The sequence below is a fragment of the Streptomyces sp. NPDC007971 genome (assembly GCF_042958635.1).
In the GTDB taxonomy this organism is placed as follows: Bacteria; Actinomycetota; Actinomycetes; order Streptomycetales; family Streptomycetaceae; genus Streptomyces.
Genome location: NZ_JBIBJK010000014.1, coordinates 129,008 through 154,913, shown reverse-complemented (window position 1 = coordinate 154,913; position 25,906 = coordinate 129,008). Strand labels below are relative to the sequence as shown.

The 25,906-nt window shown below is 72.9% G+C and carries 20 protein-coding genes and 1 riboswitch; of the genes, 9 read left to right on the top strand and 11 right to left on the bottom strand.

Features of this window, described 5'->3' with window-relative positions; all coding sequences use genetic code 11:
- Positions 1–281: 281 nt before the first annotated feature.
- Positions 282–1,322 carry a septation protein SepH gene (gene sepH / locus ACFZCP_RS28450; RefSeq protein WP_391431931.1) on the top strand — a complete coding sequence of 347 codons (1,041 nt, stop codon included), beginning with the start codon at positions 282–284 and terminating at the stop codon, positions 1,320–1,322.
- Positions 1,323–1,380: 58 nt separating this feature from the next.
- Here the strand turns inward: sepH and ACFZCP_RS28445 are convergent, their stop codons facing one another.
- Entirely contained in the window at positions 1,381–2,232 is an 852-nt protein-coding gene (locus tag ACFZCP_RS28445; protein ID WP_391431928.1) for a rhodanese-like domain-containing protein, read from the bottom strand.
- 324 nt (positions 2,233–2,556) lie between these two features.
- Between ACFZCP_RS28445 and ACFZCP_RS28440 the strand changes: the two genes are divergently transcribed.
- A complete protein-coding gene (locus ACFZCP_RS28440) occupies positions 2,557–3,348 on the top strand; it encodes a VOC family protein (RefSeq protein WP_391431925.1) in 792 nt (263 codons plus the stop codon).
- A gap of 53 nt (positions 3,349–3,401) precedes the next feature.
- Here ACFZCP_RS28440 and ACFZCP_RS28435 read toward each other — a convergent pair whose 3' ends face one another.
- From ACFZCP_RS28435 to ACFZCP_RS28420, 4 genes are all read right to left on the bottom strand, one after another.
- Positions 3,402–4,052, bottom strand: coding sequence for a thymidine kinase (locus tag ACFZCP_RS28435; protein WP_391431922.1), 651 nt, complete (start codon positions 4,050–4,052; stop codon positions 3,402–3,404).
- Between the two features lie 43 nt (positions 4,053–4,095).
- Positions 4,096–5,346, bottom strand: coding sequence for an alkaline phosphatase family protein (locus tag ACFZCP_RS28430; protein ID WP_391431919.1), 1,251 nt, complete (start codon positions 5,344–5,346; stop codon positions 4,096–4,098).
- Positions 5,346–5,942, bottom strand: coding sequence for a DUF5998 family protein (locus tag ACFZCP_RS28425; RefSeq protein WP_391431916.1), 597 nt, complete (start codon positions 5,940–5,942; stop codon positions 5,346–5,348). Before ACFZCP_RS28425 ends, ACFZCP_RS28430 begins: the two co-directional genes overlap by 1 nt.
- Positions 5,943–6,463: 521 nt before the next feature.
- On the bottom strand, positions 6,464–9,520 hold the full coding sequence (locus tag ACFZCP_RS28420; RefSeq protein WP_391431912.1) for a GNAT family N-acetyltransferase: 3,057 nt from the start codon (positions 9,518–9,520) through the stop codon (positions 6,464–6,466).
- Between the two features lie 177 nt (positions 9,521–9,697).
- Between ACFZCP_RS28420 and ACFZCP_RS28415 the strand changes: the two genes are divergently transcribed.
- Positions 9,698–9,979: an HPr family phosphocarrier protein gene (locus tag ACFZCP_RS28415; RefSeq protein ID WP_330307773.1), complete on the top strand. Its 282-nt coding sequence runs from the start codon at positions 9,698–9,700 to the stop codon at positions 9,977–9,979.
- A 288-nt stretch (positions 9,980–10,267) separates the two neighbouring features.
- Here ACFZCP_RS28415 and ACFZCP_RS28410 read toward each other — a convergent pair whose 3' ends face one another.
- Entirely contained in the window at positions 10,268–10,963 is a 696-nt protein-coding gene (locus tag ACFZCP_RS28410) for an FCD domain-containing protein (protein WP_391431908.1), read from the bottom strand.
- On the opposite strand from ACFZCP_RS28410, the gene ACFZCP_RS28405 reads away from it, so the two are divergent.
- Positions 10,962–11,129, top strand: a complete 168-nt coding sequence (locus ACFZCP_RS28405) for a hypothetical protein (protein WP_362687491.1) — start codon at positions 10,962–10,964, stop codon at positions 11,127–11,129. The two genes, ACFZCP_RS28410 and ACFZCP_RS28405, sit on opposite strands and share 2 nt — an antisense overlap.
- Positions 11,130–11,292: 163 nt before the next feature.
- Here the strand turns inward: ACFZCP_RS28405 and ACFZCP_RS28400 are convergent, their stop codons facing one another.
- From ACFZCP_RS28400 to ACFZCP_RS28390, 3 genes are all read right to left on the bottom strand, one after another.
- Positions 11,293–12,051 (bottom strand): peptidoglycan DD-metalloendopeptidase family protein, encoded by a 759-nt coding sequence (locus ACFZCP_RS28400; protein ID WP_391431904.1) that lies wholly within the window; start codon positions 12,049–12,051, stop codon positions 11,293–11,295.
- 12 nt (positions 12,052–12,063) lie between these two features.
- Positions 12,064–12,227: riboswitch (cyclic di-AMP (ydaO/yuaA leader) on the bottom strand.
- 269 nt (positions 12,228–12,496) lie between these two features.
- On the bottom strand, positions 12,497–13,885 hold the full coding sequence (locus tag ACFZCP_RS28395) for an insulinase family protein (protein ID WP_391431901.1): 1,389 nt from the start codon (positions 13,883–13,885) through the stop codon (positions 12,497–12,499).
- The gene (locus ACFZCP_RS28390; RefSeq protein WP_362687500.1) at positions 13,882–15,276 is read right to left on the bottom strand and encodes a pitrilysin family protein; all 1,395 of its coding nucleotides are present in this window, start codon (positions 15,274–15,276) and stop codon (positions 13,882–13,884) included. The genes ACFZCP_RS28395 and ACFZCP_RS28390 overlap by 4 nt, the downstream gene beginning before the upstream one ends.
- A 547-nt stretch (positions 15,277–15,823) precedes the next feature.
- Between ACFZCP_RS28390 and ACFZCP_RS28385 the strand changes: the two genes are divergently transcribed.
- Positions 15,824–18,283 carry a DNA topoisomerase (ATP-hydrolyzing) gene (locus ACFZCP_RS28385; protein WP_391431896.1) on the top strand — a complete coding sequence of 820 codons (2,460 nt, stop codon included), beginning with the start codon at positions 15,824–15,826 and terminating at the stop codon, positions 18,281–18,283.
- An 88-nt stretch (positions 18,284–18,371) separates the two neighbouring features.
- Here the strand turns inward: ACFZCP_RS28385 and ACFZCP_RS28380 are convergent, their stop codons facing one another.
- On the bottom strand, positions 18,372–19,535 hold the full coding sequence (locus tag ACFZCP_RS28380) for a GTP-binding protein (protein ID WP_391431893.1): 1,164 nt from the start codon (positions 19,533–19,535) through the stop codon (positions 18,372–18,374).
- A 297-nt stretch (positions 19,536–19,832) separates the two neighbouring features.
- Complete coding sequence (locus tag ACFZCP_RS28375; RefSeq protein WP_391431890.1) at positions 19,833–20,996, bottom strand: citrate synthase; 1,164 nt, start codon at positions 20,994–20,996, stop codon at positions 19,833–19,835.
- Between the two features lie 113 nt (positions 20,997–21,109).
- On the opposite strand from ACFZCP_RS28375, the gene ACFZCP_RS28370 reads away from it, so the two are divergent.
- From ACFZCP_RS28370 to ACFZCP_RS28355, 4 genes are all read left to right on the top strand, one after another.
- Entirely contained in the window at positions 21,110–22,366 is a 1,257-nt protein-coding gene (locus tag ACFZCP_RS28370; protein WP_391431887.1) for a citrate/2-methylcitrate synthase, read from the top strand.
- A gap of 53 nt (positions 22,367–22,419) precedes the next feature.
- The gene (locus ACFZCP_RS28365; RefSeq protein WP_391431884.1) at positions 22,420–23,361 is read left to right on the top strand and encodes a sucrase ferredoxin; all 942 of its coding nucleotides are present in this window, start codon (positions 22,420–22,422) and stop codon (positions 23,359–23,361) included.
- Positions 23,362–23,498: 137 nt separating this feature from the next.
- The gene (locus tag ACFZCP_RS28360; RefSeq protein WP_391431880.1) at positions 23,499–25,217 is read left to right on the top strand and encodes an ATP-binding protein; all 1,719 of its coding nucleotides are present in this window, start codon (positions 23,499–23,501) and stop codon (positions 25,215–25,217) included.
- Positions 25,214–25,894: a response regulator gene (locus ACFZCP_RS28355; protein WP_391431877.1), complete on the top strand. Its 681-nt coding sequence runs from the start codon at positions 25,214–25,216 to the stop codon at positions 25,892–25,894. Before ACFZCP_RS28360 ends, ACFZCP_RS28355 begins: the two co-directional genes overlap by 4 nt.
- Positions 25,895–25,906: the final 12 nt, after the last annotated feature.

Sequence of the window (25,906 nt, the reverse complement as noted above, 5' to 3'; positions counted from 1 at the left end):
GTGGTCCAAATGGAGTACTGTTGCGAGCCCTGGGTCCGGTCTCCCACCAGGGTGTCCGCGGCCTTACGGGACCGCCGGGAGGGGGCCAGTTGCACAGGGTGACGACGTTGGTCACTTAGCGTTGCGAATAGGTAACCGTGCCATAACGGCGTCCCAGGGCCCGTGCCCGACACGCCGGGCAACTCGGCAAGGTTGTGGCAGGCTGCACCCGGGCAGGCCACACTCGACTAGCGGAAGCAGCGACGCACGTGACGTCGGCAGGCACCACCCGGGAGGTCCCCATGCCCGAACTGCGTGTCGTGGCCGTCTCGAATGACGGCACACGGCTGGTGCTGAAGGCTGCCGACGCAACGGAGTACACGCTTCCGATCGACGAGCGGCTGCGTGCCGCCGTGCGTGGCGACCGTCCCCGCCTCGGCCAGATCGAGATCGAGGTGGAGAGCCATCTCCGCCCCCGCGACATCCAGGCCCGTATACGTGCAGGTGCCACCGCGGAAGAGGTCGCCCAGCTCGCCGGCATTCCCGTCGACCGGGTCCGGCGCTTCGAGGGCCCCGTGCTGGCCGAGCGCGCCTTCATGGCCGAGCGGGCCCGCAAGACCCCGGTGCGCAGGCCCGGCGAGAACTCCGGCCCGCTGCTCGGCGAGGCCGTCCAGGAGCGACTGCTGCTGCGCGGCGCCGAGAAGGACTCCGTGCAGTGGGACTCCTGGCGCCGCGACGACGGCACCTGGGAGGTCCTCCTCGTCTACCGGGTCGCGGGTGAACCGCACTCGGCGAGCTGGACGTACGACCCGCCCCGGCGGCTCGTCCAGGCCGTCGACGACGAGGCGCGCTCGCTGATCGGCGAGTCCGACGACCTCGCCGTGCCGGAGCCGAGCTTCCCGTTCGTCCCGCGCATCGCCCGGCTGCCGCGCGAGCGTTCGATGGACCGCGCCCTCGACCGGGGCGACCGGGAGCGGCCGAGCCTGCCGGCACAGCCGTCCGAGCCCGTCGAGGAGAACGCCGGCGAACGCGACTCGCTCACCAGTCTCCTGGAGGCGGTGCCGAGCTTCCGGGGCGACCTGGTGGTTCCGGAACGGCCGTCGGAGACCCCGCAGGAGCCCGTCGACGAGCCCGAGGCGGAGGAGCCCCCGGCGCCCGCCGCCTCGGCCGGCTCCGCCTACGCGGACGTCCTCATGCCCCGCTCGGTGGGCAGCCACCGCGACCGGCTCATCGGGGCGACCGACCGTCAGGCCGAGGCCGACGGTGTCCGCCCCGGCCGCCGTGCCGCCGTGCCGAGCTGGGACGAGATCGTGTTCGGCACGCGACGCAAGAAACAGGAGTAAACCGGCCGTACGGCCGTATGAAGCGGGGACACGCGTGCGTGCCCCCGCTTTCGGCTGCCTACTGCGGGTCCGCGCCGACCGCGACCGGGCGGGACGGGTCCGAGGACCACTCCGACCAGGAACCGACGTACAGGGCCGACGGCACGCCCGCGACCGCCAGGGCCAGCACCTCGTGCGCGCCGGAGACGCCCGAGCCGCAGTACACGCCCACCTCCGCGTCGTCGGAGACACCGAGGGCCTTGAACCGGTCCCGCAGTTCCGCCGCGGGCAGGAAACGGCCGTCCGGGCCCACGTTCTCGTTCGTCGGCGCCGACACCGCGCCCGGGATGTGCCCGCCGACCCGGTCGATCGGCTCCACCTCGCCGCGGTACCGCTCCCCCGCGCGCGCATCCAGCAGGACGCCCGCGCGGGCCAGGGCGGCGGCCCCGTCGGCGTCGAGCAACCCGGCCGCGCCCGGCGCGGGTTCGAAGTCGCCCTCGGCCGGGGCCGGCACGTCCGTCGAAAGAGGGCCCTGCCAGGCGGGCAGACCACCGTCGAGGACCCGCACGTCCGGGTGACCCGTCCAGCGCAGCAGCCACCAGGCGCGCGCCGCCGCCCAGCCCTGCCCGCCGTCGAGGACGACCACCGGGCGGTCTGCCGACACGCCCGCACGGCGCATGGCCGCGCCGAACTCCGCGAGGTCCGGCAGCGGATGCCTGCCACGGTCTCCGGGAGCCGAGGCCAGCTCCCGGTCCAGGTCGACGAAGACCGCGCCGGGGATGTGCCCGGCCGCGTACTCGGCGCGGCCGTCGAAGGCCGGGGCACCCGCCGCCTGCGCCACACTCAGCTGCCAGCGGACGTCCAGCAGGACGGGCGGGCGCTGCGTGGCCAGGTCCTGGGCCAGTTCGGTTGCGGTGATGATGGCTGTCATGACGTCCATCCTTACGCCAGGGGTGGCCGCGGCGTCCAGGTACGGCTACTCTGCTCCGCCGTACAGGGTCGATCACCAGGCGTACGGGATCGGGTACACGCTGTACAGCTGACGGACAGCCGTCGTCCATCGTCAGGAAGCCGCGTACGACGGCAGACCGGACATCCTCCGAGGGGTACCGCCCCGCCCGGGCAAAGGCGCGGCACGGCATGCGGCACACCGGAGGATGCGGGTACCGGCACGGGCGGGCACGCACCAGCGGCACCGCCCTCCGGGGAGCGGAAGCGACACGGCCACCGTGAGGGGCCGGGGAGAGAGTGATCGATGACCGAGGCACGGGAGTCGGCCGGTCCACACGCGCGGCGCGCGCCCGGCACGCCCAGCTGGGTGAGCCTGATGGTGCACGGGCTGGCCGCGACCGAGAAGTTCTACGAGGCGCTGTTCGGCTGGGAGTTCCGGCCGGGCCCGCAGCAGCTCGGCCCCTACGTGCGGGCGCTGCTGGACGGGCACGAGGTGGCGGGCATGGGCCAGCTGCCGCAGGACCGCCGGCTGCCGGTCGCCTGGACGCCCTACTTCGCCTCGGACGACGTCGACCAGACGGCCGACACCGTACGGCTGTGCGGCGGCACGGTGGCCGTCGGCCCCCTGGACGCGGCCGAGGCCGGCCGGCTGGCCATCGCCTCCGACCCGTCCGGGGCGGTGTTCGGGATCTGGCAGCAGGCCGTCCACCTGGGCACGGCGATCAGCGGCGTACCCGGCACACCGGCCTGGAACGAGCTGCTCACCTTCGAGACCGAGAGCGTCGCCAAGTTCTACGAGACCGTCTTCGGGTACGAGGAGGAGCCCGTGCTGCCCGCCGGCTTCGACTACGTGACCCTGCAGGTCGCGGGCCGCCCGGTGGCCGGCGTCCACGGGGTCGGCCACGCGCTGCCCCGGGACCGCGGGCCGCACTGGCTGACGTACTTCGAGGTCGCGGACACCGACCGGACACTGCGGCAGGTCACCGAGCTGGGCGGCCGGGTGCTCCAGCCGGCCCACGACAGCGAGCACGGCCGGGTCGGCACGGTGGCGGATCCGGAGGGAGCGGTCTTCTCGGTGGTCCAGAACCCCGGATGAGCCGCTCGCGGACGGCCCCGGCCGGACCTCGGCCCGCGGCCCCGGGCCGGACCTCAGCCCGCGGAGACCGGCAGGACGTCCGGGGACAGGGCCGCCGCGCGGGCCGATGCGGCGGTCATCCGGCGCCGGTGGTGGCGGCGGCACAGCACCTCGTAGCCGATCTCGCCCGCCGACTGGTTGACGTCGCCGACCACCACCTGGGCGCCTTCCACCACCATCGCGCCGCCTATCGTGCGGGCGTTGTGCGTGGCCCGGGCGCCGCACCAGCACAGCGCCTCGACCTGGAGCACCTCGATGCGGTCGGCGAGCTCCACCAGCCGCTGGGAGCCCGGGAAGAGCTTGGAGCGGAAGTCGGTGGTGATCCCGAAGGCGTAGACGTCCAGGCCGAGGTCGTCCACCACGCGCGCGAGCTGGTCGATCTGCCCGGGCGCGAGGAACTGCGCCTCGTCCGCGATCACATAGTCCGCGCGTCCGCCCTGGGAGAGGTGTTCGACCAGGTACGCGTAGAGGTCCTGCCCGTCCTCGACCTCCACCGCGTCGGTGACCAGACCCAGCCGGGAGGACAGCTTGCCCTCGCCCGCCCGGTCGTCCCGGGTGAAGATCATGCCGGCCAGACCGCGCGCGGAGCGGTTGTGCTCGATCTGCAGAGCCAGCGTCGACTTCCCGCAGTCCATCGTTCCGGAGAAGAACACCAGCTCGGGCATGAGGAGTTGAGCACCTTTCGGCGAGGGGTCGGAGGGCGGGGGGTCAGGAGCGTACTTCGAGCAGCGGAACCAGCTGCTCGGCAGGGGTCATCGAGCCGTGGTTGCCGACCAGCGCCGACTCCTTGGGCTCCCGCTCGGAGGCGATGATCAGGACGTCGTCGTGCGCGGCCGCGACCACGTCCCCGATGCGCGCGTACACGCGCTCGTCGCACACGCCGGGCGGCCCGAACCAGCCCGCCTCGATCGCCTCGTCCCGCGAGGCCACCCAGAACTGCTCGCCGAGCACCTCGCGCCAGACGGTCAGGACGTCGTCCTGAGCGCCCGGCACCGCGTACACGTGCCGTGCCCGGCCCTCGCCGCCGAGCAGGGCGACCCCGGCACGCAGCTCCCAGTCCTCGTCGAAGTCGATGCGGTGCTGCTCGTCGAACGGGACGTCGACCATGCCGTGGTCGGCGGTGACGTACAGGGCGCTGCGCGGCGGCAGCTGTTCGGCCAGGCGCTGGGCGAGCCGGTCGACGCGCATGAGCTGTCCGCGCCAGGTGTCGGAGGCGACGCCGTAGCGGTGCCCGGCGCCGTCCAGCTCGGCGTAGTACGTGTACACCAGGGAGAGGTCCCCCGCGGCCAGTTGCTCGGCGGCCAGGTCCATGCGGTCCTCGCCGGTCAGCCGGCCGTGGAAACTGCCGCCGCTGAGCGCGACCTTGGTCAGCGGGGTGTGCTCGAAGGCGGGCGAGGACACCTGGGCGGCGTGCACACCGGCCTCGTGGGCCAGCTGGAAGATCGTGGGATACGGCTGCCAGGGGCGCGGGTCGGTGTACGGCTGCCAGCGGAGCTGGTTCATCAGCTCGCCGGTGGCCGGGTTGCGCACCGTGTAGCCGGGCAGGCCGTGGGCGCCCGGCGGCAGGCCGGTGCCGACCGAGGCGAGGGAGGTCGCGGTGGTCGCCGGGTAGCCGGCGGTGAGCGGGCGTCCGGTGCCGCCGCGCGAGCCGGGAAGCAGCGAGGTCAGGAAGGGCGCCTCGTCGGGGTGCGCCCTGAGCTGCTCCCAGCCGAGCCCGTCGATCAGGAAGACGCAGACCCGGTCGGCCGGGGTCAGTTCCGTGATCGTGGCGGTCGTACCGGGGACGCCGAGGCCGGCGGCCAGCGTGGGCAGCAGATCGGCGAGCGAGCCGCTGCCGTACTCGGGCAGCGGCGCGGTGTCGAGGGCGAGCGGCTCCGGGTGGTCCCAGTGGGAGGAGCCGGCCGGGGTGGGCACGGAGCGCCCTCGATCATGGGCGGCGGGGGGATACGGGTGGGACATCAGCGCGTGACGTCCGCGGTCGCCTCGGAGATGGCCTGCGCGAAGGCGAGCGCCTGGCGCACCGTCTCCGGGCCGTCCCCGGCCTCGCTGACCCGCAGGCTGAGGTCGTCCGCCGTGGAGCTGCCCGTGTAGCCGTGGTCCGCCTCGCAGTTGGGGTCGCCGCAGGCGGCCGGCTCCAGGTCGATCCTGCTGACCGCGCCCCAGCCGATCGTCAGGACGACCTCGCGGGGCAGCGTGCCCGGCTTGTACTGCTCCGGGTTCGCGACCACCCTGCTGACCACGACCGACGAGATCCTGCTGAGCTTCACGGACTCCGTGGACGTCGTGGCGTACGGCGTCGGGGAGGTGTCGTCGGCGGCCTGCTCGTCGGTGTGGCTGACGATGAAGCGGTTGCCGGTGAGGACCAGGACGGTCACATGCCGGCGCACCTCGTTCTGGTCGAACGTGGTCTCCTGGTGGACCAGGTACGACCGCATGGGCTCGCCGCCCACAGCGGCCTCCACCGCCTCGGCCACGAGGGCCGGGTAGTAGCCGCTGCGCTCGATCGCCGTGCGCAGCCCCTGGGTCGTCGTACTGGTCTTGGCCATGGCGTCCATCCTAATCCGTGGGCAAGGGGGGTCCGGGCCAGTCGCGGGCCCCGGGGCGACCTCGGCGCCGGCATGCGCCCGGCGCAGGACGAGCCCCGGCAGGATGTCCGGCCGCCCTGCGGCGACCGGACAGGAGACGGGATCGCGGCCGCCGGTCTCCGCCTCGAACGCGACCACGAGCGGCGGTGCTTCGCCGAACACCCCCGCGTGGGAAGCGTCGTCTCCTCGTCCACGGGCGGGCGGAAGACGGGGGCCTGGAAGCCGGGCGGGCGCAAGGCGAGGTCATGGGAGGCGGGCGGGCGCAAGGCGAGGTCGTGGAAGGCGGGCGGGCGCAAGGCGAGGTCGTGGAAGGCGGGCGGGCGGGGCACGAAGGCCGGGGCGGCGAGGACCAGCTCCAGGCCGCGGTGGTGCGTGAGGTCGTCTCCGGCGGCCGGCCGCAGCTGCCCGGTGTCCCGGACGATCACCTCCCGGTCCCACCGGCCGCCCTCGGGCGGTTCCCGCCCGGCGATCTCCATGCCCCCTCCCCCCGCTCAGTAGGCCGGCAGCGTGCGCGGGCCGAGGTCGTTGCGGGCGGGCGGCGGCGCGAGCCGCACGGTGGCCCCGAGGACGCTCACGCCCTGCTGGGCGACGACGACCGGCTCCAGAGTGACGGCCACGACCTCGGGGTGGTCGTCCACGAGCCGGGACACCCGCAGCAGCAGCTCCTCCAGCGCTGGCGTGTCCACCGGCGTGGAGCCGCGCCATCCGAACAGCAGCGGTGCCGTCCGGATGGACCGCACCAGCGCCGTCGCCTCCCGGTCGGTGACCGGGACCAGCCGGTGCGCCATGTCCCCGAGCAGCTGCGAGGCCGCCCCGGCGAGCCCGAACGACAGCACGGCCCCGGCGGCCGGGTCGATCACGGCACGTACGACGGTGTCGACTCCCCGCGGCGCCATCGGCTGCACCACCGGCCGCAGCTCCTCGGGCTCCCCGAACAGCTCGGTCAACTCGGTGTAGGCGCGCCGCAGTTGCTCCTCGTCCGCGAGGTCCAGCCGAACCCCGCCCAGGTCGGCGCGGTGGCGCAGGTGCGGGGCGGTGGCCTTGAGGGCCACGGGATAGCCGAGGGCGCGGGCGGCCTCGGCGGCGGCGTCCGGGGCGGGCGCGGGGAGCGCCCGGCGCACCTGGATGCCGTACTTCGCGAGCAGCTCGCAGGTCTCCGCCTGGTCGATCGTGAACCCCTGCCCGCGCTCCAGCAGCTGCGCGATCAGCCCGGCGGCCCCCTTCTCGTCGATGTCGTCGTACTCCGGCACCTTGCCCGGGTGTGCGGCCTCGCGCCGCCACTGTCCGTACTTCACGGCTTCGGCGAGCGCACGCACGGCACGCTCGGCGGCGGGGTAGGCGGGGATGAGGCGGGGCCCCTCGGGGCCGGGGCCTTCTCCTTCTCCACGACCTGCGGTGCTGCCGGCTTCGCCAGGGCCCGCCGAGCTGCCGGCCCCACCGGGGCCCGCCGTGCTGCCGGCCCCACCGGGGCCCGCCGTGCTGCCGGCCCCACCAAGGCCCGCCGTGCTGCCGATTCCGCCCGGACCTGCCGTGCTGCCGGCGCTCCCGGCAGGGGCCACCGGGCTGACGGGCAGCCGCTCCGCAGGGCGACGGGGCTCCCCGGGCTCACGCGCGGGCGAAAGAAGGGGAAGGCGGGCTCCGTCCTCGGCGCCGGGAGCCCTGGCGGCGGCCTGTGGCGCCGTGCTCGCCGCGGCCGACAGCGCCTCCGCAAGCCCGCCCAGCTCCACATGCACCACGAGAACCGGCTTCCCGGACACCCCCGCCGCGGCCGACCGCAACGCCTCCGCCAGCTCCGCGTCGCCCGGCGCCCCTTCACCGATCGCCGGAATCGCCGTGACGACCGCCGCGTCCACCGTGTCGTCCGCCAGCGCCCGCGCCAGCGCCCGGTGGAAGTCGCCCGCCGTCGCCCCGGTCGTCAGGTCCAGCGGGCGCGAGGGCCGCAGGCCCTCCGCAAGGCACCGGTCGTACGTCAGGATCCCCAGCGACTCCGAGTTCCCGAGGATGGCCACCCGGGGCCCCGCGGGCAGTGGCTGCCGGGCGAGCAGCAGGCCCGCGTCGACCAGTTCGGTGATCGTGTCCACCCGGATCACCCCGGCCTGCCGCAGCAGCGCGGAGACGGTCGCGTGCGGCAGCCGTGTCGCCCGTACCGCGTGTCCCTGCGGCGCGGAACCGACCCCTTCGACCACCACCAGCGGCTTCATCGCCGCCGTGCGCCGCGCCAGGCGGGTGAACTTGCGCGGGTTCCCGATGGACTCCAGGTACATGAGGACGACGTCGGTGCGCGGGTCGTCGTACCAGTACTGCAGGACGTCGTTGCCGGAGACGTCGGCCCGGTTCCCCGCGGACACGAAGGTGGACACGCCGGTGACCCCGGTGACCCCGCCGCCGCGCCGGTGCAGCCGGGACAGCAGCGCGATGCCGATGGCGCCGGACTGCGCGAACAGCCCTATGCGGCCGGGGCGCGGCATCTCCGGGGCCAGCGAGGCGTTCAGGCGGACGTCGGGGGCGGTGTTGATGACGCCGAAAGCGTTGGGGCCGATGATCCGCATGCCGTACGCGCGCGCGTGCCGGACGAGGGCCCGCTGGCGCTCGCGGCCCTCGGGCCCGCTCTCGGCGTACCCGGCGGCGAGTACGACCAGGCCCTGGACCCCGTGCTCGCCGCACTCGGCGAGCACCGCGGGCACCTGCTCGGCCGGTACGGCGACGACGGTGAGGTCCACCGGACCTGCGATGTCGCGCACCGAGCGGTGCGCCGGCACTCCGTCGACCTCTTTGAGGTCCTCGGGGAAGGCCCGGTTCACGGCGTGCAGGGCGCCCGAGTAGCCGGCGTCGCGAAGGTTGCCGAGGACGCTGCGCCCCACACCGCCGGGAGTGCGGCCGACGCCGACGACCGCGACGGAGCCCGGTGCCAGCAGCCGCCGTACCGAGCGGGCCTCGGCGCGCTGCTCCCGGGCCCGCTGCACGGCGAGCGAGCGGTCGGTGGGTTCGAGGTCGAACTCCAGGCGGACGACGCCGTCCTCGAAGCTGCGCTCCTGGGTGTACCCGGCGTCCGTGAAGACCTTGATCATCTTGGAGTTGGCGGGCAGCACCTCGGCGGCGAAGCGGCGGATGCCGCGCTCGCGCGCGACGGCCGCGATGTGCTCCAGGAGGGCGGAGGCGACTCCGCGGCCCTGGTGGGCATCCTGCACCAGGAAGGCGACCTCGGCCTCGTCGGCGGGTGCGGAGGCGGGCAGGCCGTTGGGGCCGATGCGGTCGTAGCGTACGGTGGCGATGAACTCGCCGCCGACGGTGGCCGCGAGTCCCACCCGGTCCACGAAGTCGTGGTGCGTGAAGCGGTGGACGTCCTTGGCGGACAGGCGCGGGTAGGGCGCGAAGAAGCGGTAGTACTTCGACTCGTCCGAGACCTGCTCGTAGAAGCTGACCAGGCGGTCGGCGTCATCAACGGTGATGGGCCGGATGCGCGCGGTGCCCCCGTCGCGCAGCACCACGTCCGCCTCCCAGTGGGCGGGGTACTCATGCCGGTCGCGCCGGTCCGCCGGGCTCTGCATGGGCCCCAGAGTACGGCTCGCGTACGACAACGGCGCGAGGCAGTCTGTGGAGGACGAAGGCCGGACCGAGGCCGCGGTCCGGCGACACACCGGGGCAGGACGAAGGCCCGCTCCGGGCACGCTTCGCGATATGGGAAACTGGTCTAGACAACCCTGAACAGTGAAGGGCAGCAACACATGGCTGAGCGCCGCGTCAACGTCGGCTGGGCCGAGGGTCTCCACGCCCGCCCCGCCTCCATCTTCGTCCGGGCCGCGACGGCCTCCGGTATTCCCGTGACGATCGCCAAGGCCGACGGCAACCCCGTCAACGCGGCCTCCATGCTCGCCGTTCTGGGCCTGGGCGCCCAGGGCGGCGAGGAGATCGTCCTCGCCTCCGACGCCGAGGGCGCCGAGGCCGCCCTGGACCGTCTGGCCAAGCTGGTCGCCGAGGGCTTGGAAGAGCTGCCCGAGACCGTCTGAGCCGTACGCGGAAGCCGCGTCGCCCTTTCCGGGCGGCGCGGCTTCCGCGTTGTCGGGCCGCTGCGTCCTGGGCGGGACAGCCGGAGCGCTGCGCATGGCCGACCGGAGCCTTGGGCGTGAGCGGCGGGAGGCTTGGGCGTGAGCGGCGGAAGGTTTGGGCGTGGGCGGCCGGATGAATTCACCGCGGCCGCACGAACGGTGCACGGTCGCGAATTCACGAGGCGCCGAGAAAAAGGCAGCGGAAATGCACGTCCGCCGAATATCTCCTCTTTGTATACGGCGCCCGTGTTAATGCCGCAGGCTCGGCATGTTTACAGCATGTTGCGAATTCCTCACGCGCTCCGCGTGGTCCCCCTGTGAGGGGAATCGCAGCCGGTGCGCGGCCGTCGCGCGCTCGGCGTGGAGCGCCGTGATCGCCCGCGCGCGCTCGCCGTCGCCGCGCGCCACCGCGTCCACGATGGCGCCGCGCTCCGCCCACAGATCCACCGGGCTCGGCAGTGCCTCCACGGTGTACATCCAGGCGATCTTGTGCCGCAGCTGGGTCAGTACCGAGGTCAGCGAGGAACTGCCCGAGGCCTGCGCGAGTGTCTCGTGGAACCATCCGCCCAGCGAGCGCAGATCCTCGCTGCTGCCGTGCCTGGCCCGCTCCTGGCCCAGCCGGACCAGACCGCGCAGCACCTTGAGATGGGCCTCGGTGCGCCGCTGGGCGGCCCGGGAGGCGCCGAGGGGCTCCAGCAGCACGCGCATCTCCAGCAGGTCCGCGGCCTCCTGCTCGGTCGGCTCGGCCACACAGGCACCCGCGTGCCGCCGGGTCACCACGAACCCCTCCGCCTCCAGGGTGCGCAGCGCCTCGCGGACGGGGACGCGCGAGACGCCGTAGCGACGGGCCAGGACTTCCTCGGTGAGGCGGCTGCCGCGCTCGTGGACACCGGCGACGATGTCGTCCCGGATCGCCGTGCACACCGACTGCGCCGGAACACGCATGACCGACCTCCGTCTTAATCCCCGTGAAACGTCGACGATGGACGTGTGTTCCGTGACTCTATTGCAATGCGCCGGAATTTCCGACGGCGGGCCGGAATCCATGGATATTTTTTGGACAGCGGGTGCTGTCGGCGCAGTGAAAAACAGCGAAAGCCCCGGCTCGTGAGCCGGGGCTTGGGCTGGTCTCGGACACTCACACCGTGCGTGCCGGGTGTCCGGCGATCACGCCGTACTTGCCAGGGGCCGGACGGTCACGCCGTGCCTGCCGGGGGTCGGACGGTAGAGCCGTGGCCGCCGGGGGTCGGACGGGCACGGGGTGGCCGCCGGGGTCAGACGTTCACGCCGTGCTTGCGGAGGTAGGCGACCGGGTCGATGTCCGAGCCGTAGTCGGGGCTCGTACGGGCCTCGAAGTGCAGATGCGGTCCGGTGACGTTGCCGGTCGCGCCGGACAGGCCGATCTGCTGGCCCGGGGTGACCTTCTGGCCCACGGTGACGCCGATGGACGACAGATGGCCGTACTGGGTGTACATGCCGTCCGCCATCCGGATCACGATCTGGTTGCCGTAGGCGCCGCCCCAGCCGGTGGAGACGACGGTGCCGGCGCCGGCCGCGTGGACGGTCGTGCCGCTGGCCGCGTGGAAGTCGATGCCGGTGTGCGAACCGGAGGACCACAGGGAGCCGCCGGTCTTGTAGCCGGTGGAGACGTAGGAGTTCGCGATCGGGGCCACGAAGGCGTTCAGGCGCTTGCGCTCGGCGTCACGGGCGGCGCGTGCCCGGGCCTCGCGGTCCTTCCTGGCCTTCTCGGCGGCGGCCTTGGCCGCGGCCTCCTCGGCCGCCTTCTGCTCGGCGGCCTCCTTCTGGGCGGTGGCCTGCTCGTCGATCTGCTCCGCGAGCGAGTCGCTCACGGTGATGACCGGGGTGAGGCCGGTCTGCTCGGCGGGGCTGTCGGCGGCGGCGAGCGCCGGCGTGGCAGCGAGGGTACCGATGACACCGGTTCCGGTGAGGGCCGCGATGCCGGCCGCCCGGGTGGAGGTGCGCCTGACCCGGCCGGGCCTGCGGTGCTTCCCGGTGGCGCCTGTGAACGCCATGAAGTGGCTGGTCCTTTCCTTCCCTCTCGCCTACCGGGTTAGCTGACGGGTTCGGAGCAGGAAGGTCTCCTACGGACCCCCTCGCTCGCGCGCGGGCGTCCGATTCACCCCAGGGACTGCGGTGGGTCCCCGGCTCCCCTGGCTCGCGCCGTACGGGGACTCGGCGATGACTGTCCGGTGCCGCGGGTGCGGCGCACTGCCTGACGAACAGCCCGGACGACGCTAAGCGGCCCGACTTTCGATCCCCAAACGGATCCGCGTTTTTGTAGTACATCCCACAGGGCAGACAGGCAGCTCTGCCTCAATTCGGACATCCGGAGAAGGCGGGCGCACGGCCGTCCGGAGAAGGCGGGCGCACGGCCGTCCGGAGAAGGCGGGCGCACGGCAAGGGGCCCTGATGACCCGTCGGCCGTCAGAGCCCCGCGCGCGTGGTGCCGTGCGGCTGCTACTCGGCCGTCACGACGGTGACTTCACCGATCCCGAGCGCCTCGACCGGCGCCTTGATCTCGGCCGCGTCGCCGACGAGGACCGTCACCATGCGGTCCACCGGGAAGGCGTTGATGACCGCCGCGGTGGCCTCCACCGTGCCGGTGGCGGCGAGCTGCTGATACAGCGTCGCCTGGAAGTCGTCGGGCAGGTGCTGCTCGACCTGGTCCGCCAGGGTGCTCGCGACGGCGGCGGCGGTCTCGTACTTCAGCGGCGCCACCCCGACGAGGTTCTGCACGGCCACATCGCGCTCGGCGTCGGTCAGGCCGTCCGCCGCGAGCGTGCGCAGCACCGTCCACAGGTCCCCGAGCGCGGGACCAGTGTTCGGAGTGTCCACGGAGCCGCTGATGGCGAGCATCGAGGCACCCGTGCCGTCCGGCGCGGAGCGCAGGACCTGCCCGAAGGCGCGCACCCCGTAGGTGTACCCCTTCTCCTCGCGCAGGACCCGGTCCAGGCGGGAGGTGAGGGTGCCGCCGAGGCAGTACGTGCCGAGCACCTGGGCGGGCCACACCCGGTCGTGCCGGTCCGGGCCGATGCGGCCGATGAGCAGCTGGGTCTGGACGGCGCCGGGCCGGTCCACGATGACGACACGGCCGGTGTCGTCGGCGCTGACCGCAGGCACGGGCCGGGGTTCGCCGGGGGTGCCGGTCCAGGCGCCCAGGGTGTCGGCGAGCAGCGCGTCCAGGTCGGTACCGGTGAGGTCGCCGACGACCACCACGGTGGCCGTGGCGGGCCGCACATGACGGTCGTAGAAGGCGCGTACGGCCGCCGCGTCGATCTTCTCGACCGTCTCCTCGGTGCCCTGACGGGGGCGCGACATGCGCGAGGTCGCCGGGAACAGCTCCTTGGAGAGTTCCTTGGCCGCCCGGCGGGAGGGGTTGGCCAGTTCGTGCGGGATCTCGTCCAGGCGGTTGCGGACCAGCCGCTCGACCTCGCTCTCTGCGAACGCGGGCGCACGCAGGGCGTCGGCCAGCAGGGCGAGTCCCTTGGCCAGCCGGGAGGCCGGGACCTCCAGGGCGAGGCGGACGCCGGGGTGGTCGGCGATCGCGTCGAGCGTGGCGCCGGCCCGCTCCAGCTCGGCGGCGAACTCCTCGGCGGAGTGGCGGTCGGTGCCCTCGGAGAAGGCCCGCGCCATGATCGTGGCGACGCCGTCCAGGCCGGCCGGCTCGGCGTCCAGGGGCGCGTCCAGCAGCACCTCCACGGCGACGACCTGCTGGCCGGGGCGGTGGCAGCGCAGCACGGTCAGGCCGTTGTCCAGGCTGCCGCGCTCGGGGGCCGGGAACGCCCAGGGCCTGGCCTCGCCGGCCTGCGGCCGGGGGTGGAAGTCCATCGTGGCGAGCTCGCTCACTTGGCCGTCTCCTCGTCGTCGTTGCCGACCTCTACGGTCGCTTCCTGCTCCGGGTCCTCGGGCACGTCGGCGTCCTCGACGCCCTCCGGGGACTTCGGCTCGTAGACGAGGACCGCGCGGTTGTCGGGGCGCAGGCGGGCCTTGGCGACCTCCTGAACCTCTTCGGGGGTCACCGCCAGGACCCGCTGGACGGCGGTGAGGGCGAGCTGCGGGTCGCCGAACAGGACGGCGTAGCGGCACAGTTCGTCCGCGCGGCCGGCGACCGTGCCGAGCCGGTCCAGCCACTCGCGCTCCAACTGGGCCTGGGCGCGCTCCATTTCCTCGGGCGTAGGGCCCTCCGCGGCGAACCGGGCCAGCTCCTCGTCGATCGCGCTCTCGATGACCGGGACCTCGACGTCACCGGAGGTCTTCACGTCCAGCCAGCCGAGGGAGGGCGCGCCCGCCAGGCGCAGCAGGCCGAAGCCGGCCGTGACGGCCGTGCGGTCGCGGCGCACGAGCCGGTTGTACAGGCGGGAGGACTCGCCGCCGCCGAGGACGGTGAGGGCCAGGTCGGCCGCGTCCGCCTCGCGGGTGCCGTCGTGCGGCAGCCGGTAGGCGGCCATCAGGGCGCGGGCGGGCACCTCTTCGACGACGACCTCGCGCAGCTGCTCGCCGATGGTCTCGGGCAGGGAGCCGTCGCGGGGCTCGGGCTTGCCGTCGTGGGCCTGGATCGACCCGAAGTACTTCTCGATCCAGGCAAGGGTCTGCACGGGGTCGATGTCGCCGACCACGGAGAGCACCGCGTTGTTGGGCGCGTAGTAGGTGCGGAAGAACCGCCGCGCGTCCTCCAGGGTGGCCGCGTCCAGGTCCGCCATCGAGCCGATCGGCGTGTGGTGGTACGGGTGGCCCTCGGGGTAGACCAGCGCGGTCAGCTTCTCGAAGGAGGTGCCGTAGGGCACGTTGTCGTAGCGCTGGCGGCGCTCGTTCTTGACGACGTCCCGCTGGTTCTCCATGGACTCGTCGTCCAGCGCGGCCAGCAGCGAGCCCATGCGGTCGGCCTCCAGCCACAGCGCGAGCTCCAGCTGGTGGGTGGGCATGGTCTCGAAGTAGTTGGTGCGCTCGAAGCTGGTGGTGCCGTTGAGCGAGCCGCCCGCACCCTGCACGAGCTCGAAGTGGCCGTTGCCCGTGACCTGGGCCGAACCCTGGAACATCAGGTGCTCGAAAAGGTGAGCCAGGCCGGTGCGCCCCTTGACTTCGTGGCGGGAGCCGACGTCGTACCAGAGGCAGACCGCCGCCACCGGGGTCAGGTGGTCCTCGGAGAGCACCACGCGCAGACCGTTGGCCAGGCGGTGCTCGGTCGCTGTCAGGCCCCCGGAGCCTGCCTCGGCTGTGGTCGTGTGACCCATGGGCATGTACGTCCCTTCGCGAGCGGAGGCGGTCGTCGAAACCGCGGATTTCCTGCCGGTCCTGCCACTGTATGCAAGCGTGCGACGCCTCGGCGAAGTTCCCGCCGGGCGTACGCCCACAGCGGATCGCGTAGCCTGCGTCCCGGGTGGCGTGGGACGGCTCCGGAGCGCTCTCCGGCACCGGTCCGCGGCGCTCCCCGGTACCCGTCCGTGGTTCCTCCCCGTACCGGTCCGCGGTCCTCCCCGTACCGGTCCGCGGTTCCTCCCCGTACCGGTCCGCGGTCCTCCCGGTGCCGGTCGGCGGTCCCTCCCGGTGCCGGTCGGCGGTCCCGGTCCGGGCTGCGGAGACCGGGTCGCGGCCCGGGTTGTCAGTACCTCGGTCCACAATGGTCCGCGTCAGATCCGTCAAACGCTTCAGCAAGAGCGAGCTGCAGGGGCGCGTCGTGTCGAGAGGGCGAGCGCGCGGAGGCCCGGAGGGGTGAGCACGATTACCCTCTCCACACCGACATGAGCGCCCCGTAGGCGAGCGACCAGATAGAAGGAGCCAGGCAGGATGGCCCGCCGCAGCACGAAGACCCCGCCGCCCGACGACTCGTTCGAGGAGAAGATCCTCGACATCGACGTCGTGGACGAGATGCGTGGCTCCTACCTCGAGTACGCGTACTCGGTCATCTACTCGCGCGCCCTGCCGGACGCCCGCGACGGTCTCAAGCCGGTGCACCGCCGCATCGTCTACCAGATGAACGAGATGGGCCTGCGCCCCGACCGCGGCTATGTGAAGTGCGCCCGCGTCGTCGGCGAGGTCATGGGCAAGCTGCACCCGCACGGCGACGCGTCGATCTACGACGCCCTGGTGCGCATGGCCCAGCCGTTCTCGATGCGCGTCCCGCTGGTCGACGGCCACGGCAACTTCGGCTCGCTGGGCAACGACGACCCGCCGGCCGCCATGCGCTACACCGAGTGCCGGATGGCCTCGGCGACGAGCCTGATGACCGAGTCCATCGACGAGGACACGGTCGACTTCAACCCCAACTACGACGGCCAGGAGCGGGAGCCGGTGGCACTGCCCGCCGCGTTCCCGAACCTGCTGGTGAACGGCTCCTCGGGCATCGCGGTCGGCATGGCGACGAACATGCCGCCGCACAACCTGCGCGAGGTCATCGCCGCCGCCCGCCATCTGATCCGGCACCCGAACGCGGATCTGGAAGCGCTGATGAAGCACGTTCCGGGCCCCGACCTGCCCACCGGCGGCCGGATCGTCGGCCTGGACGGCGTCCGGGACGCGTACGCGACGGGCCGCGGCACCTTCAAGATGCGCGCGACGGTCTCGATCGAGACCGTGACCGCCCGCCGCAAGGGCCTGGTCGTGACCGAACTGCCGTTCACGGTCGGTCCCGAGAAGGTGATCGCCAAGATCAAGGACCTGGTCAACGCCAAGAAGATCCAGGGCATCGCCGACGTCAAGGACCTCACCGACCGCGAGCACGGCCTGCGCCTGGTCATCGAGATCAAGAACGGCTTCGTGCCCGAGGCCATCCTGGAGCAGCTGTACAAGCTGACCCCGATGGAGGAGTCCTTCGGCATCAACAACGTGGCCCTGGTGGACGGCCAGCCGCTCACCCTGGGCCTGAAGGAGCTGCTGGAGGTCTACCTCGACCACCGCTTCGAGGTCGTGCGGCGCCGCAGCGAGTTCCGCCGCAGCAAGCGCCGCGACCGGCTGCACCTGGTCGAGGGCCTGCTGACCGCGCTGGTCGACATCGACGAGGTCATCGGGCTGATCCGGTCCAGCGAGAACTCCGCGCAGGCCAAGGAGCGCCTGATGGAGCGCTTCTCGCTGAGCGAGATCCAGACGCAGTACATCCTCGACACGCCGCTGCGCCGGCTCACCAAGTACGACCGCATCGAGCTGGAGGCGGAGAAGGACCGGCTCACCGCGGAGATCGAGGAACTGACCCGGATCCTGGACTCGGACGCGGAGCTGCGCAAGCTGGTCTCGGCCGAACTGGCCTCCGTGGCCAAGCAGTTCGGCACCGACCGGCGCACGGTCCTGCTGGAGTCCGCCGGTGCCCCGGTCGCCACCGTGCCGCTCCAGGTCGCCGACGACCCGTGCCGGGTGCTGCTGTCCTCGACAGGCCTGCTGGCCCGCACGACGGGCAATGAGCCCTTCCCGGAGGACGCGGACGCCGGGCGGGTCAAGCACGACGTGATCGTCTCGGCTGTTCCGGCGACCACGCGCGGTGAGATCGGAGCGGTGACCTCGGCGGGCCGTCTGCTGCGGATCAACGTGGTGGACCTGCCGCAGCTGCCCGGGACGGCAACTGCCCCGAACCTCGCCGGAGGGGCTCCGCTGGCGGAGTTCGTCTCCCTGGAGGACGACGAGACGGTGGTCTGCCTGGCCACGCTGGACGAGTCGTCCCCGGGGCTCGCGCTCGGCACCGAGCAGGGCGTCGTCAAGCGTGTGGTGCCCGACTACCCGTCCAACAAGGACGAGTTGGAGGTCATCACGCTCAAGGAGGGCGACCGGATCGTCGGCGCGGTGGAGCTGCGCACCGGCGAGGAGGACCTGGTGTTCATCACGGACGACGCACAGCTGCTGCGCTTCCAGGCCTCCATCGTGCGCCCGCAGGGCCGTCCCGCGGGCGGCATGGCGGGCATCAAGCTCACCGAGGGCGCGAAGGTGATCTCGTTCACCGCGATCGACCCGGCGGCCGACGCGGTGGTCTTCACGGCGGCGGGCTCGCGCGGCACGCTGGACGACTCGGTACAGACGACCGCCAAGATGACCCCGTTCGACCAGTACCCGCGCAAGGGGCGGGCCACCGGCGGCGTGCGCTGTCAGCGCTTCCTGAAGGGCGAGGACTGCCTGTCGGTGGCCTGGGCCGGACCGGTCCCGGCCCGGGCTGCGCAGAAGAACGGCACGCCGGCCGAGCTGCCGGACCTGGACCCGCGCCGGGACGGCTCGGGCACGTCGCTGCCGAAGACGGTGTGGGTCGTCGCGGGACCGCTGTCCTAGGCGGGAGGATCCGGACCGGCGTTCTCGGCCGGAGGATCCCGAGCCTCACAGGGCAATACAGCTGGGCCGGAGGATCCGGACCTGTGCGCTAGGCCGGAGGATCCTGAAGGCTCAGGGTCGGCGGATCCTCCGGATCCCCGTCGTCCGGGCCCTGTACGTAGCGCAGGACGCCCCACATGCCGTGCTCGTCGGCGTGCGGGACGTCCTGCTTGCACGCCTCCAGTTCCTTGCCGAGGGCACCCGCGTCGATGCCGGAACCGATCAGGACGAGCTGGGTGAGGCGGGCCTCGGCGGGCGGCCAGGGCTCGGGATAGAAGCGCAGGAACGGGCCGACGGCGTGGACGGCGTACCGGTTGACGGTGTCGTGGGGTCCGAAGTCGACGTACCCCTTGATCCGGTACAGCCCCTCCGGACGGCTGTCCAGGAACCGCATCAGCCTGCGGGGCTCCATCGGCAGGTCGGCGGCGAAGGACAGACTGTCGTAGCCGGTGTGCAGATGACCGGCGTGGCCGTGGTCGGTGTGGTCATAGCCGGCCCGATCGTGGCCGTCGCGGTCCTGGTCGGCGCGGTCCTGGTCGGGGTCGTGCTCGTCGTCGCCGTGCTCGTGCAGGTCGTCGAAGGACAGTTGCCCGATGCGCTCCTCGCTCGGACGGCAGTCGAAGAGGAACTCCGGGTCGATACGGCCGTAGGTGGCGGGGACCACGGCGGCACGGTCGGTGAGCGAGCGGACGAGGCCGAGGACGCGGTCGGCGTCCGGCGCCCGGTCCAGCTTGTTGGCCACGACGAGGTCGGCGAGGGCCAGATGCCGGTCGATCTCGGGGTGCCGGGCCCGCGTGCCGTCGAACTCGGCCGCGTCGACGACCTCGACGAGTCCGCCGTAAACGATGCCGGGATGCTCGCTGGCGAGCACCATCCGCACCAGTTCCTGCGGCTCGGCGAGCCCGCTGGCCTCGATCACGATGACGTCGATGCCGGCGGCGGGCGCGGCGAGCCGGTCGAGGTAGAGGTCGAGCTCGCTCGCGTCGACGGCACAGCACAGACAGCCGTTGCCGAGCGAGACGGTCGAGTCGCCGAGGGCTCCGGCGACGGCCATCGCGTCGATCTCGATGGCTCCGAAGTCATTGACGATCGCGCCGATCCGGCTGCCTCCGCTGCGGTGCAGGAGGTGGTTGAGGAGCGTGGTCTTCCCGGATCCGAGGAATCCGGCGAGTACGACGACGGGGATCTGCTGCGGGGTGCGACTGATGCCCAACGGGCGCCCTCTCTTGTGTGGACCGACTGCCGGACCAGCATAAGAGGGGGACGCCCGACGGCCGGGAGTCCTGGGCCTGAGCACCCTGGGCCTGGGCGCCCTGGGGTGGACGCTCTCCGCGGGAGCCGCCTTGAGGCCGAGTGCTCTCCACCGGGTGCGCTGGGCCTGGATGCTGCCCATCCGGCGCCCTGGGGCTGAGGGCTCTCCGCCTGTGCGCTGGGGCTGGGTGGTCTCCGGCGGAATGCCGCCGGGGTGCGTCGGCGGTCTGCGGCGAGCGGGTGGGGCGCGCTCCGTCTCTCAGAGCTGCGCCGGCACCGCCACCGTCGGCTGCGGCCCCACGTACCGCGCCACCGGGCGGATGATCTTCGAGTCCGCCGCCTGTTCCAGGATGTTCGCGCTCCAGCCCACCACGCGGCCGGCCGCGAAGGTGGGGGTGAACATCTCCCGGGGCAGTCCGCACAGTTCCATGACCACGCCCGCGTAGAACTCGACGTTCGTGTGCAGTTCGCGGCCGGGTTTCAGTTCGGCGAGGATCGCCTCGACCTGCCGCTCGACCTCGACGGCGAAGGAGACGCGCGGGCCCCCGAAGCCCTGCGCGATCTCGCGCAGCATGCGCGAACGGGGGTCCTCCGTGCGGTAGACGGCGTGCCCGAAGCCCATGATGCGGTCACCCGCGACCACCCGTTCCCGGATCCAGGCGTCGATCCGGTCCGGCGTGCCGATCGCGTCCAGGGTGTCGAGGGCGCGGCTGGGTGCCCCACCGTGCAGCGGCCCGGACAGTGCGCCGACGGCCCCGACCAGACACGCGGCTACATCGGCGCCCGTGGACGCGATGACCCGCGCGGTGAAGGTTGATGCATTGAATCCGTGATCAATAGTTGAGATCAGGTACTGCTCGACCGCCCTGGCCCGCCGTGGATCCGGTTCCTCGCCGGTGAGCATGTGGAGGTAGTTGGCCGCGTACGACAGGTCCTCGCGCGGTGCGACGGGGTCCAGTCCCTGCCCGAGCCGGTACAGCGCGGTGAGCAGGGTCGGGACCGCGGCGCAGGCGGCGACGGTGTCCGTGCGCCGCCGGTCGGCGTCCGTGTCGTACACCGGCCTGAATCCCTTCGCCGCGCCGAGCAGCGACAGCGCGCTGCGCATCCCTGCGAGCGGGCCGGAGAGGCGGCTCGCCGCCGCGATGGCGGGCAGCGCGGCGCGCACCTCCTCGGGCAGCCGGCGCAGTTCTGCAGTCTCGGCGGCGAAGGCGGCGCGGCGCTCCGCGTTCGGGAGTGCGCCGTGTACGAGGAGGTGCCAGACGTCCTCGAAGCCGCGGGTCCGCGCGAGTTCGACGGCCGAGTACTGGCGGTAGTGGTAGAAGCCCTCGACCCCCCGGACGTCTCCGATCTCGGTGTCGGTGACGACGACCCCCGCGAGGCCGCGCGGTACCTCGACGACGGGTGCGGTCCTGTTGATGGACATGCTTTTTCCTCCCTGAACTTGATCCGACTGTCCATCCTTGACTTGAATTCTGTCAATATTGATTGGATCAGTACATCGCATCAACATGTGCGGAGAGGACTACGGTGGCCTCCATGCGCGATCACGAATCCGTTCCCGACCGTCCCGGGCGCAGGCTGAGCACCAAGGAGGCCGCCGAACTGCTCGGCGTGAAGCCGGAGACGGTGTACGCCTACGTCAGCCGCGGCCTGCTCAGCAGCAGGCGCGAGCCGGGCGGCCGCGCCAGCACGTTCGAGGCGCGGGAGGTCGAGGCCCTGGCCCGGCGCAACCGGCGCGACGCGGCCGGGAGTCCGGGCTCCGGCGGGGAGCTGTCCGTACGGACCAGGATCACGCTGATCGACAGGGACCGGTACTACTTCCGGGGCGTCGACGCCACCGAGCTGGCCGCCCACCACTCCTACGAGGAGGTCGCGGAGTGGCTGTGGACCGGACGGATGACCCCGGGAGTGACCTTCACGGCGCCCGAATCCACTGTCGAGGTCGCCCGCCACGCCGTGCACGCCCTACCCGGGCACACCTCCCCCACCGACCGCTTGCGGGTGGCCGCGATCGCCGCGGCGGCCGAGGACCCGCTGCGCTTCGACCTGTCCGAGAAGGCCGTACTGAGCACGGCGCGCATCCTCATCCCCACGCTCGTTTCCGCGCTGCCGCCGGTGCTGCACGCCCCCGAGGACGAGGGCCCTCTGGCCCACCGCCTGTGGGGCCGGCTGACCGGCCGCCCCGCGGACGAGGAATCGCTGCGCGTCCTCGACACCGCCCTCGCGCTGCTGGTCGACCACGACCTGGCCGCCTCCACACTCGCCGTCCGCGTCGCCGCCTCGGCCCGCGCGCACGCGTATGCGGCCGTCTCCGCCGGTCTCGGCGTCCTGGAGGGCCCGCTGCACGGCGCGGCCAGCGGTCTGGCCCACCGGATGCTGCTGGACGTGCTCGACCAGGGCACCGCGGTCCCGGTGATCGCGGACGAACTGCGTGCGGGACGTCGTATCCCCGGACTCGGCCACCGGCTCTACTCCGGCGAAGACCCGCGCGCGCGGGCGCTGTTCGCACTTCTGGAACAGGTCCCGCGCGCCGAGCCCGCCCTGCTCGCGGCCCGCGACATCGTGGCCACCACCGCCCGCCACACCCCGCTGCACGCCAACGTCGACATGGCTCTCGCCGTTTTCACCGCCTCCTGCGGCATGCCCGCCACGGCCGGCGAGACCATCTTCGCCGTCGCCCGCACGGCGGGCTGGATCGCCCATGTCCTGGAGGAGTACGGCGAGCGCCCACTGCGGATGCGCCCCAGCGGTCACTACGTCGGTCCGCGCCCTCCGCAGCCCTTGCCGGAGTAGAAATCGAGAGAGCCGGAAGTCGCCCCGGGGAAAGTCAGGTTAGGCTCACCTCTGTGAGTAGGTGCGCAACCGTCTCCCGCAGCCTCGACGAGCCCGTTTCCGGCACGGCTGCCACGGCGACGACCTGGCTGCTGCTGGAGCAGCCCGGCCCCTGGGGCGTCAAGGCGCTCACGTCGAGCCATCTCGCCCCCGCGCTGGGCCGCGCGGTGGAGACGGCCGCCGCGGGCACCGGCGTCCGCGTCGCGCTCATCCGGCGCCCCGGCCGCCACGCGGACCCCGGCACGGCCACGCTCCGGCAGGTGTACGTGGGCCACACCGTCCCCGGCAACGTCTGGCTGCACAGCGCCACCACCCGCGATCCGCAGCGGCTGCTCGGCCTCGACTTCGCGGCTCTCGGTGCGGGCGACCCCCGCTCCTTCGACGCGGCGCTCGGCGGCCGGCCGCACCGGGGCGACCCGCTCGCGCTCGTGTGCACCAACGGCAAGCGCGACGCCTGCTGTGCCCTCCTGGGCCGTCCCCTCGCCGCCGAGCTGGCTGCATCGGGCGTGCACGGCGTCTGGGAGGTCACCCATCTGGGTGGTCATCGCTTCTCGCCCACCGTGCTCGTCCTGCCGTACGGCTACGCGTACGGACGCGCGGAGGCGCACACGGTCAAGGAGGCCCTGCGCGGGATCCAGGAGGGCCGTGTGGTGGTCGAGGGATGCCGCGGGTCCTCCGCCTGGGAGCGGCCCGGCCAGGCGGCCGAGCTGGCCGTGCGCTCGACGGCCGCGGAGTACACGGCCGGCACGCTGAGCGTCGTACGGACCGAGGGCAGGGCCCCGCGCTGGGAGGTCACCGTCACCCACACCGACGGCCGCTGCTGGCGCGTCACGGTGGCGCAGGGCGCGTCCCTGCCGCCGCGCCCGGAGAGCTGCGGGGCGACGGTGCTCGGGTCGCCGGCGCGGATGGACGTGGTGGCGGTGCACGAGCTCCGGACGGCGGCACTGGCGAGCTGAGCCGGGCTCTCCCCGACGGCGAACCCGGCCGGGCCCTCTCCGGTGCCCCGAGGCGGTCCCGCTTCGTCAAGAACTGGTCAAGAGATCCACGCCACATCCCCGCGGCGGCCGCCGCCCGTCCACGTACCGTCGTGGGTATGCGCCCCACTGCCCCCGCACGCCGCCGCCTGCGCCTCGGTATGCCCCGGCGGATGTTCTCGCAGGTGCTGCTGATGCAGGTGGCCATCGCCGCGGGAGTGGCGGTGCTCGCGACCGGACTCTTCCTGGCGCCGTTGAGCAAGCAACTGGACCAGGAGGCGATGCGCCGCGCCCTGGCCATCGCCCAGACCACGGCGCAGGACCCGCAGATCGCCGAAGGCGTCCGCAACACGCCACCGACCAGGAACGGCCCGGTGCAGAAGGAGGCCGAGCGGATCCGCCGCGCCACCCACGCCGAGTACATCGTGGTGCTGGACCTGCACTGGGTGCGCTGGTCGCACCCCACCCCCGAGCAGATCGGCAACCCTGTCTCCACCTCTCCGAGTGAAGCCCTCAAGGGCAAGGAGGTCATGGAGATCGACAGGGGCACCCTGGGCCGCTCGGCCCGCGGCAAGGTGCCCCTGTACGACGCCGACCACCGGATCATCGGCGCCGTCTCGGTCGGCATCGCCTACGACAGTGTGCGCGCCCGGCTGATCAGCGCGATCCCGGGGCTGTTGGCCTACGCCGGCGGTGCCCTCGCGGTGGGCGCGCTGGCCGCCTGGCTGATCTCCCGCCGGGTCCAGCGGCAGACCCGTGACCTGGCCTTCTCCGACATCTCCGCGCTGCTCGCCGAGCGGGAGGCGATGCTGCACGGCATCCGGGAGGGCGTGGTCGCTCTCGACCGCGGGGGCCGCATCCGCCTCCTCAACGACGAGGCACGACGGCTGCTGGGCATCGGCGACGAGGCCGTCGGGCAGTCCCCCGACGCAGCGCTCGGCGAGGGACGTACGACGGACGTCCTGGCCGGGCGGGTGACGGGCACCGACCTGCTGACCGTACGCGGCCAGCGGGTTCTGGTCGCCAACCGGATGCCCACGGACGACGGCGGAGCCGTGGCCACCCTGCGCGACCGCACGGAACTGGAGCAGCTGGGCCGCGAACTCGACTCCACGCACGGCCTGATCGACGCCCTGCGCGCCCAGGACCACGAACACGCCAACCGTATGCACACCCTGCTCGGCCTGCTGGAGCTGGAGATGTACGACGACGCCGTGGAGTTCGTCGACGAGGTCGTCGGGGACCACCGGGCCACGGCCGAACAGGTCACGGAAAAGATCCAGGACCCGCTGCTCGCCGCCCTGCTCGTCGGCAAGGCGACCGTGGCGGCCGAGCGCGGCGTCGCCCTGTGGGTGTCGGAACGCACCCGGCTCCCCGACCGGTTGATCGACCCCCGGGGTCTGGTCACGGTCGTGGGCAACCTCGTCGACAACGCGCTCGACGCGGTCGGCGGCACCCTCCACGCGCGCGTGGAGGTCGAGCTGCGCGCCGAGGGACGTACGGTCGTCCTCCGGGTGCGTGACACCGGGCCCGGAATCCCCGAGGACCAACGGGAGTCGATCTTCACGGAGGGGTGGTCCACCAAGAAGCCGCCCGCGCACGGCAAACGGGGACTCGGGCTCTCGCTGGTGCGCCGGCTCGCCGAGCGGCAGGGCGGGAGCGCGGCCGTGGGCGCGGCGGACGGCGGGGGCGCGGAGTTCACCGTCGTCCTGCCCGAGGCACTGACCGAGCCGGATCCCGCACCGACCGGGCCGCAGCCCGCACTCACCGGACCCGCGGAACCGGACGACATGCCCCCGCCCCGCATTCCGGCCCCCGCCGAGGAGGACGCGCGATGATCGAGGTCCTGGTCGTGGACGACGACACCCGGGTCGCCCGGGTCAACGCCGCCTACGTCGAGAAGGTGCCCGGCTTCCACGTGGCCGGCGAGGCCCACAGCGCGGCCGAGGCGCTCCGGCGGCTGGAGACGGCGCCGCGGCTCGACCTGGTCCTCATGGACCACTACCTGCCCGACGACACCGGACTCGCGGTCGTCCAGGAGATGCGCCGCCGTGGCCACCAGACCGACGTGATCATGGTGACGGCCGCGCGGGACGTGTCGACCGTCCAGGCGGCCATGCGGCACGGAGCGCTGCAGTACCTGGTGAAGCCGTTCGCCTTCGCCGGACTGCGCGCGAAGCTGGAGGCGTACGCGGAGCTGCGCCGCACGCTGGACGGCGGCGGCGAGGCCGAGCAGGCAGAGGTGGACCGCATCTTCGGCGCCCTGTCCGCGCCCTCGCAACCCGGACTGCCCAAGGGACACTCCCCCACGACGGCCGAGCTGGTGCGCCAGTGCCTGACGAGCGCCGAGGGGCCGCTGTCCGCGCAGGACATCGCCGAGCGGACGGGGGTGAGCCGCCAGACCGCCCAGCGCTATCTCAAGCTGCTGGAGCGCACCGGACGGGCCCGGCTGACCCTGAAGTACGGCGACGCGGGCCGCCCGGAACACCGTTACGTGTGGGCGACCCGCGCCTGAGCGGGCTTCAGC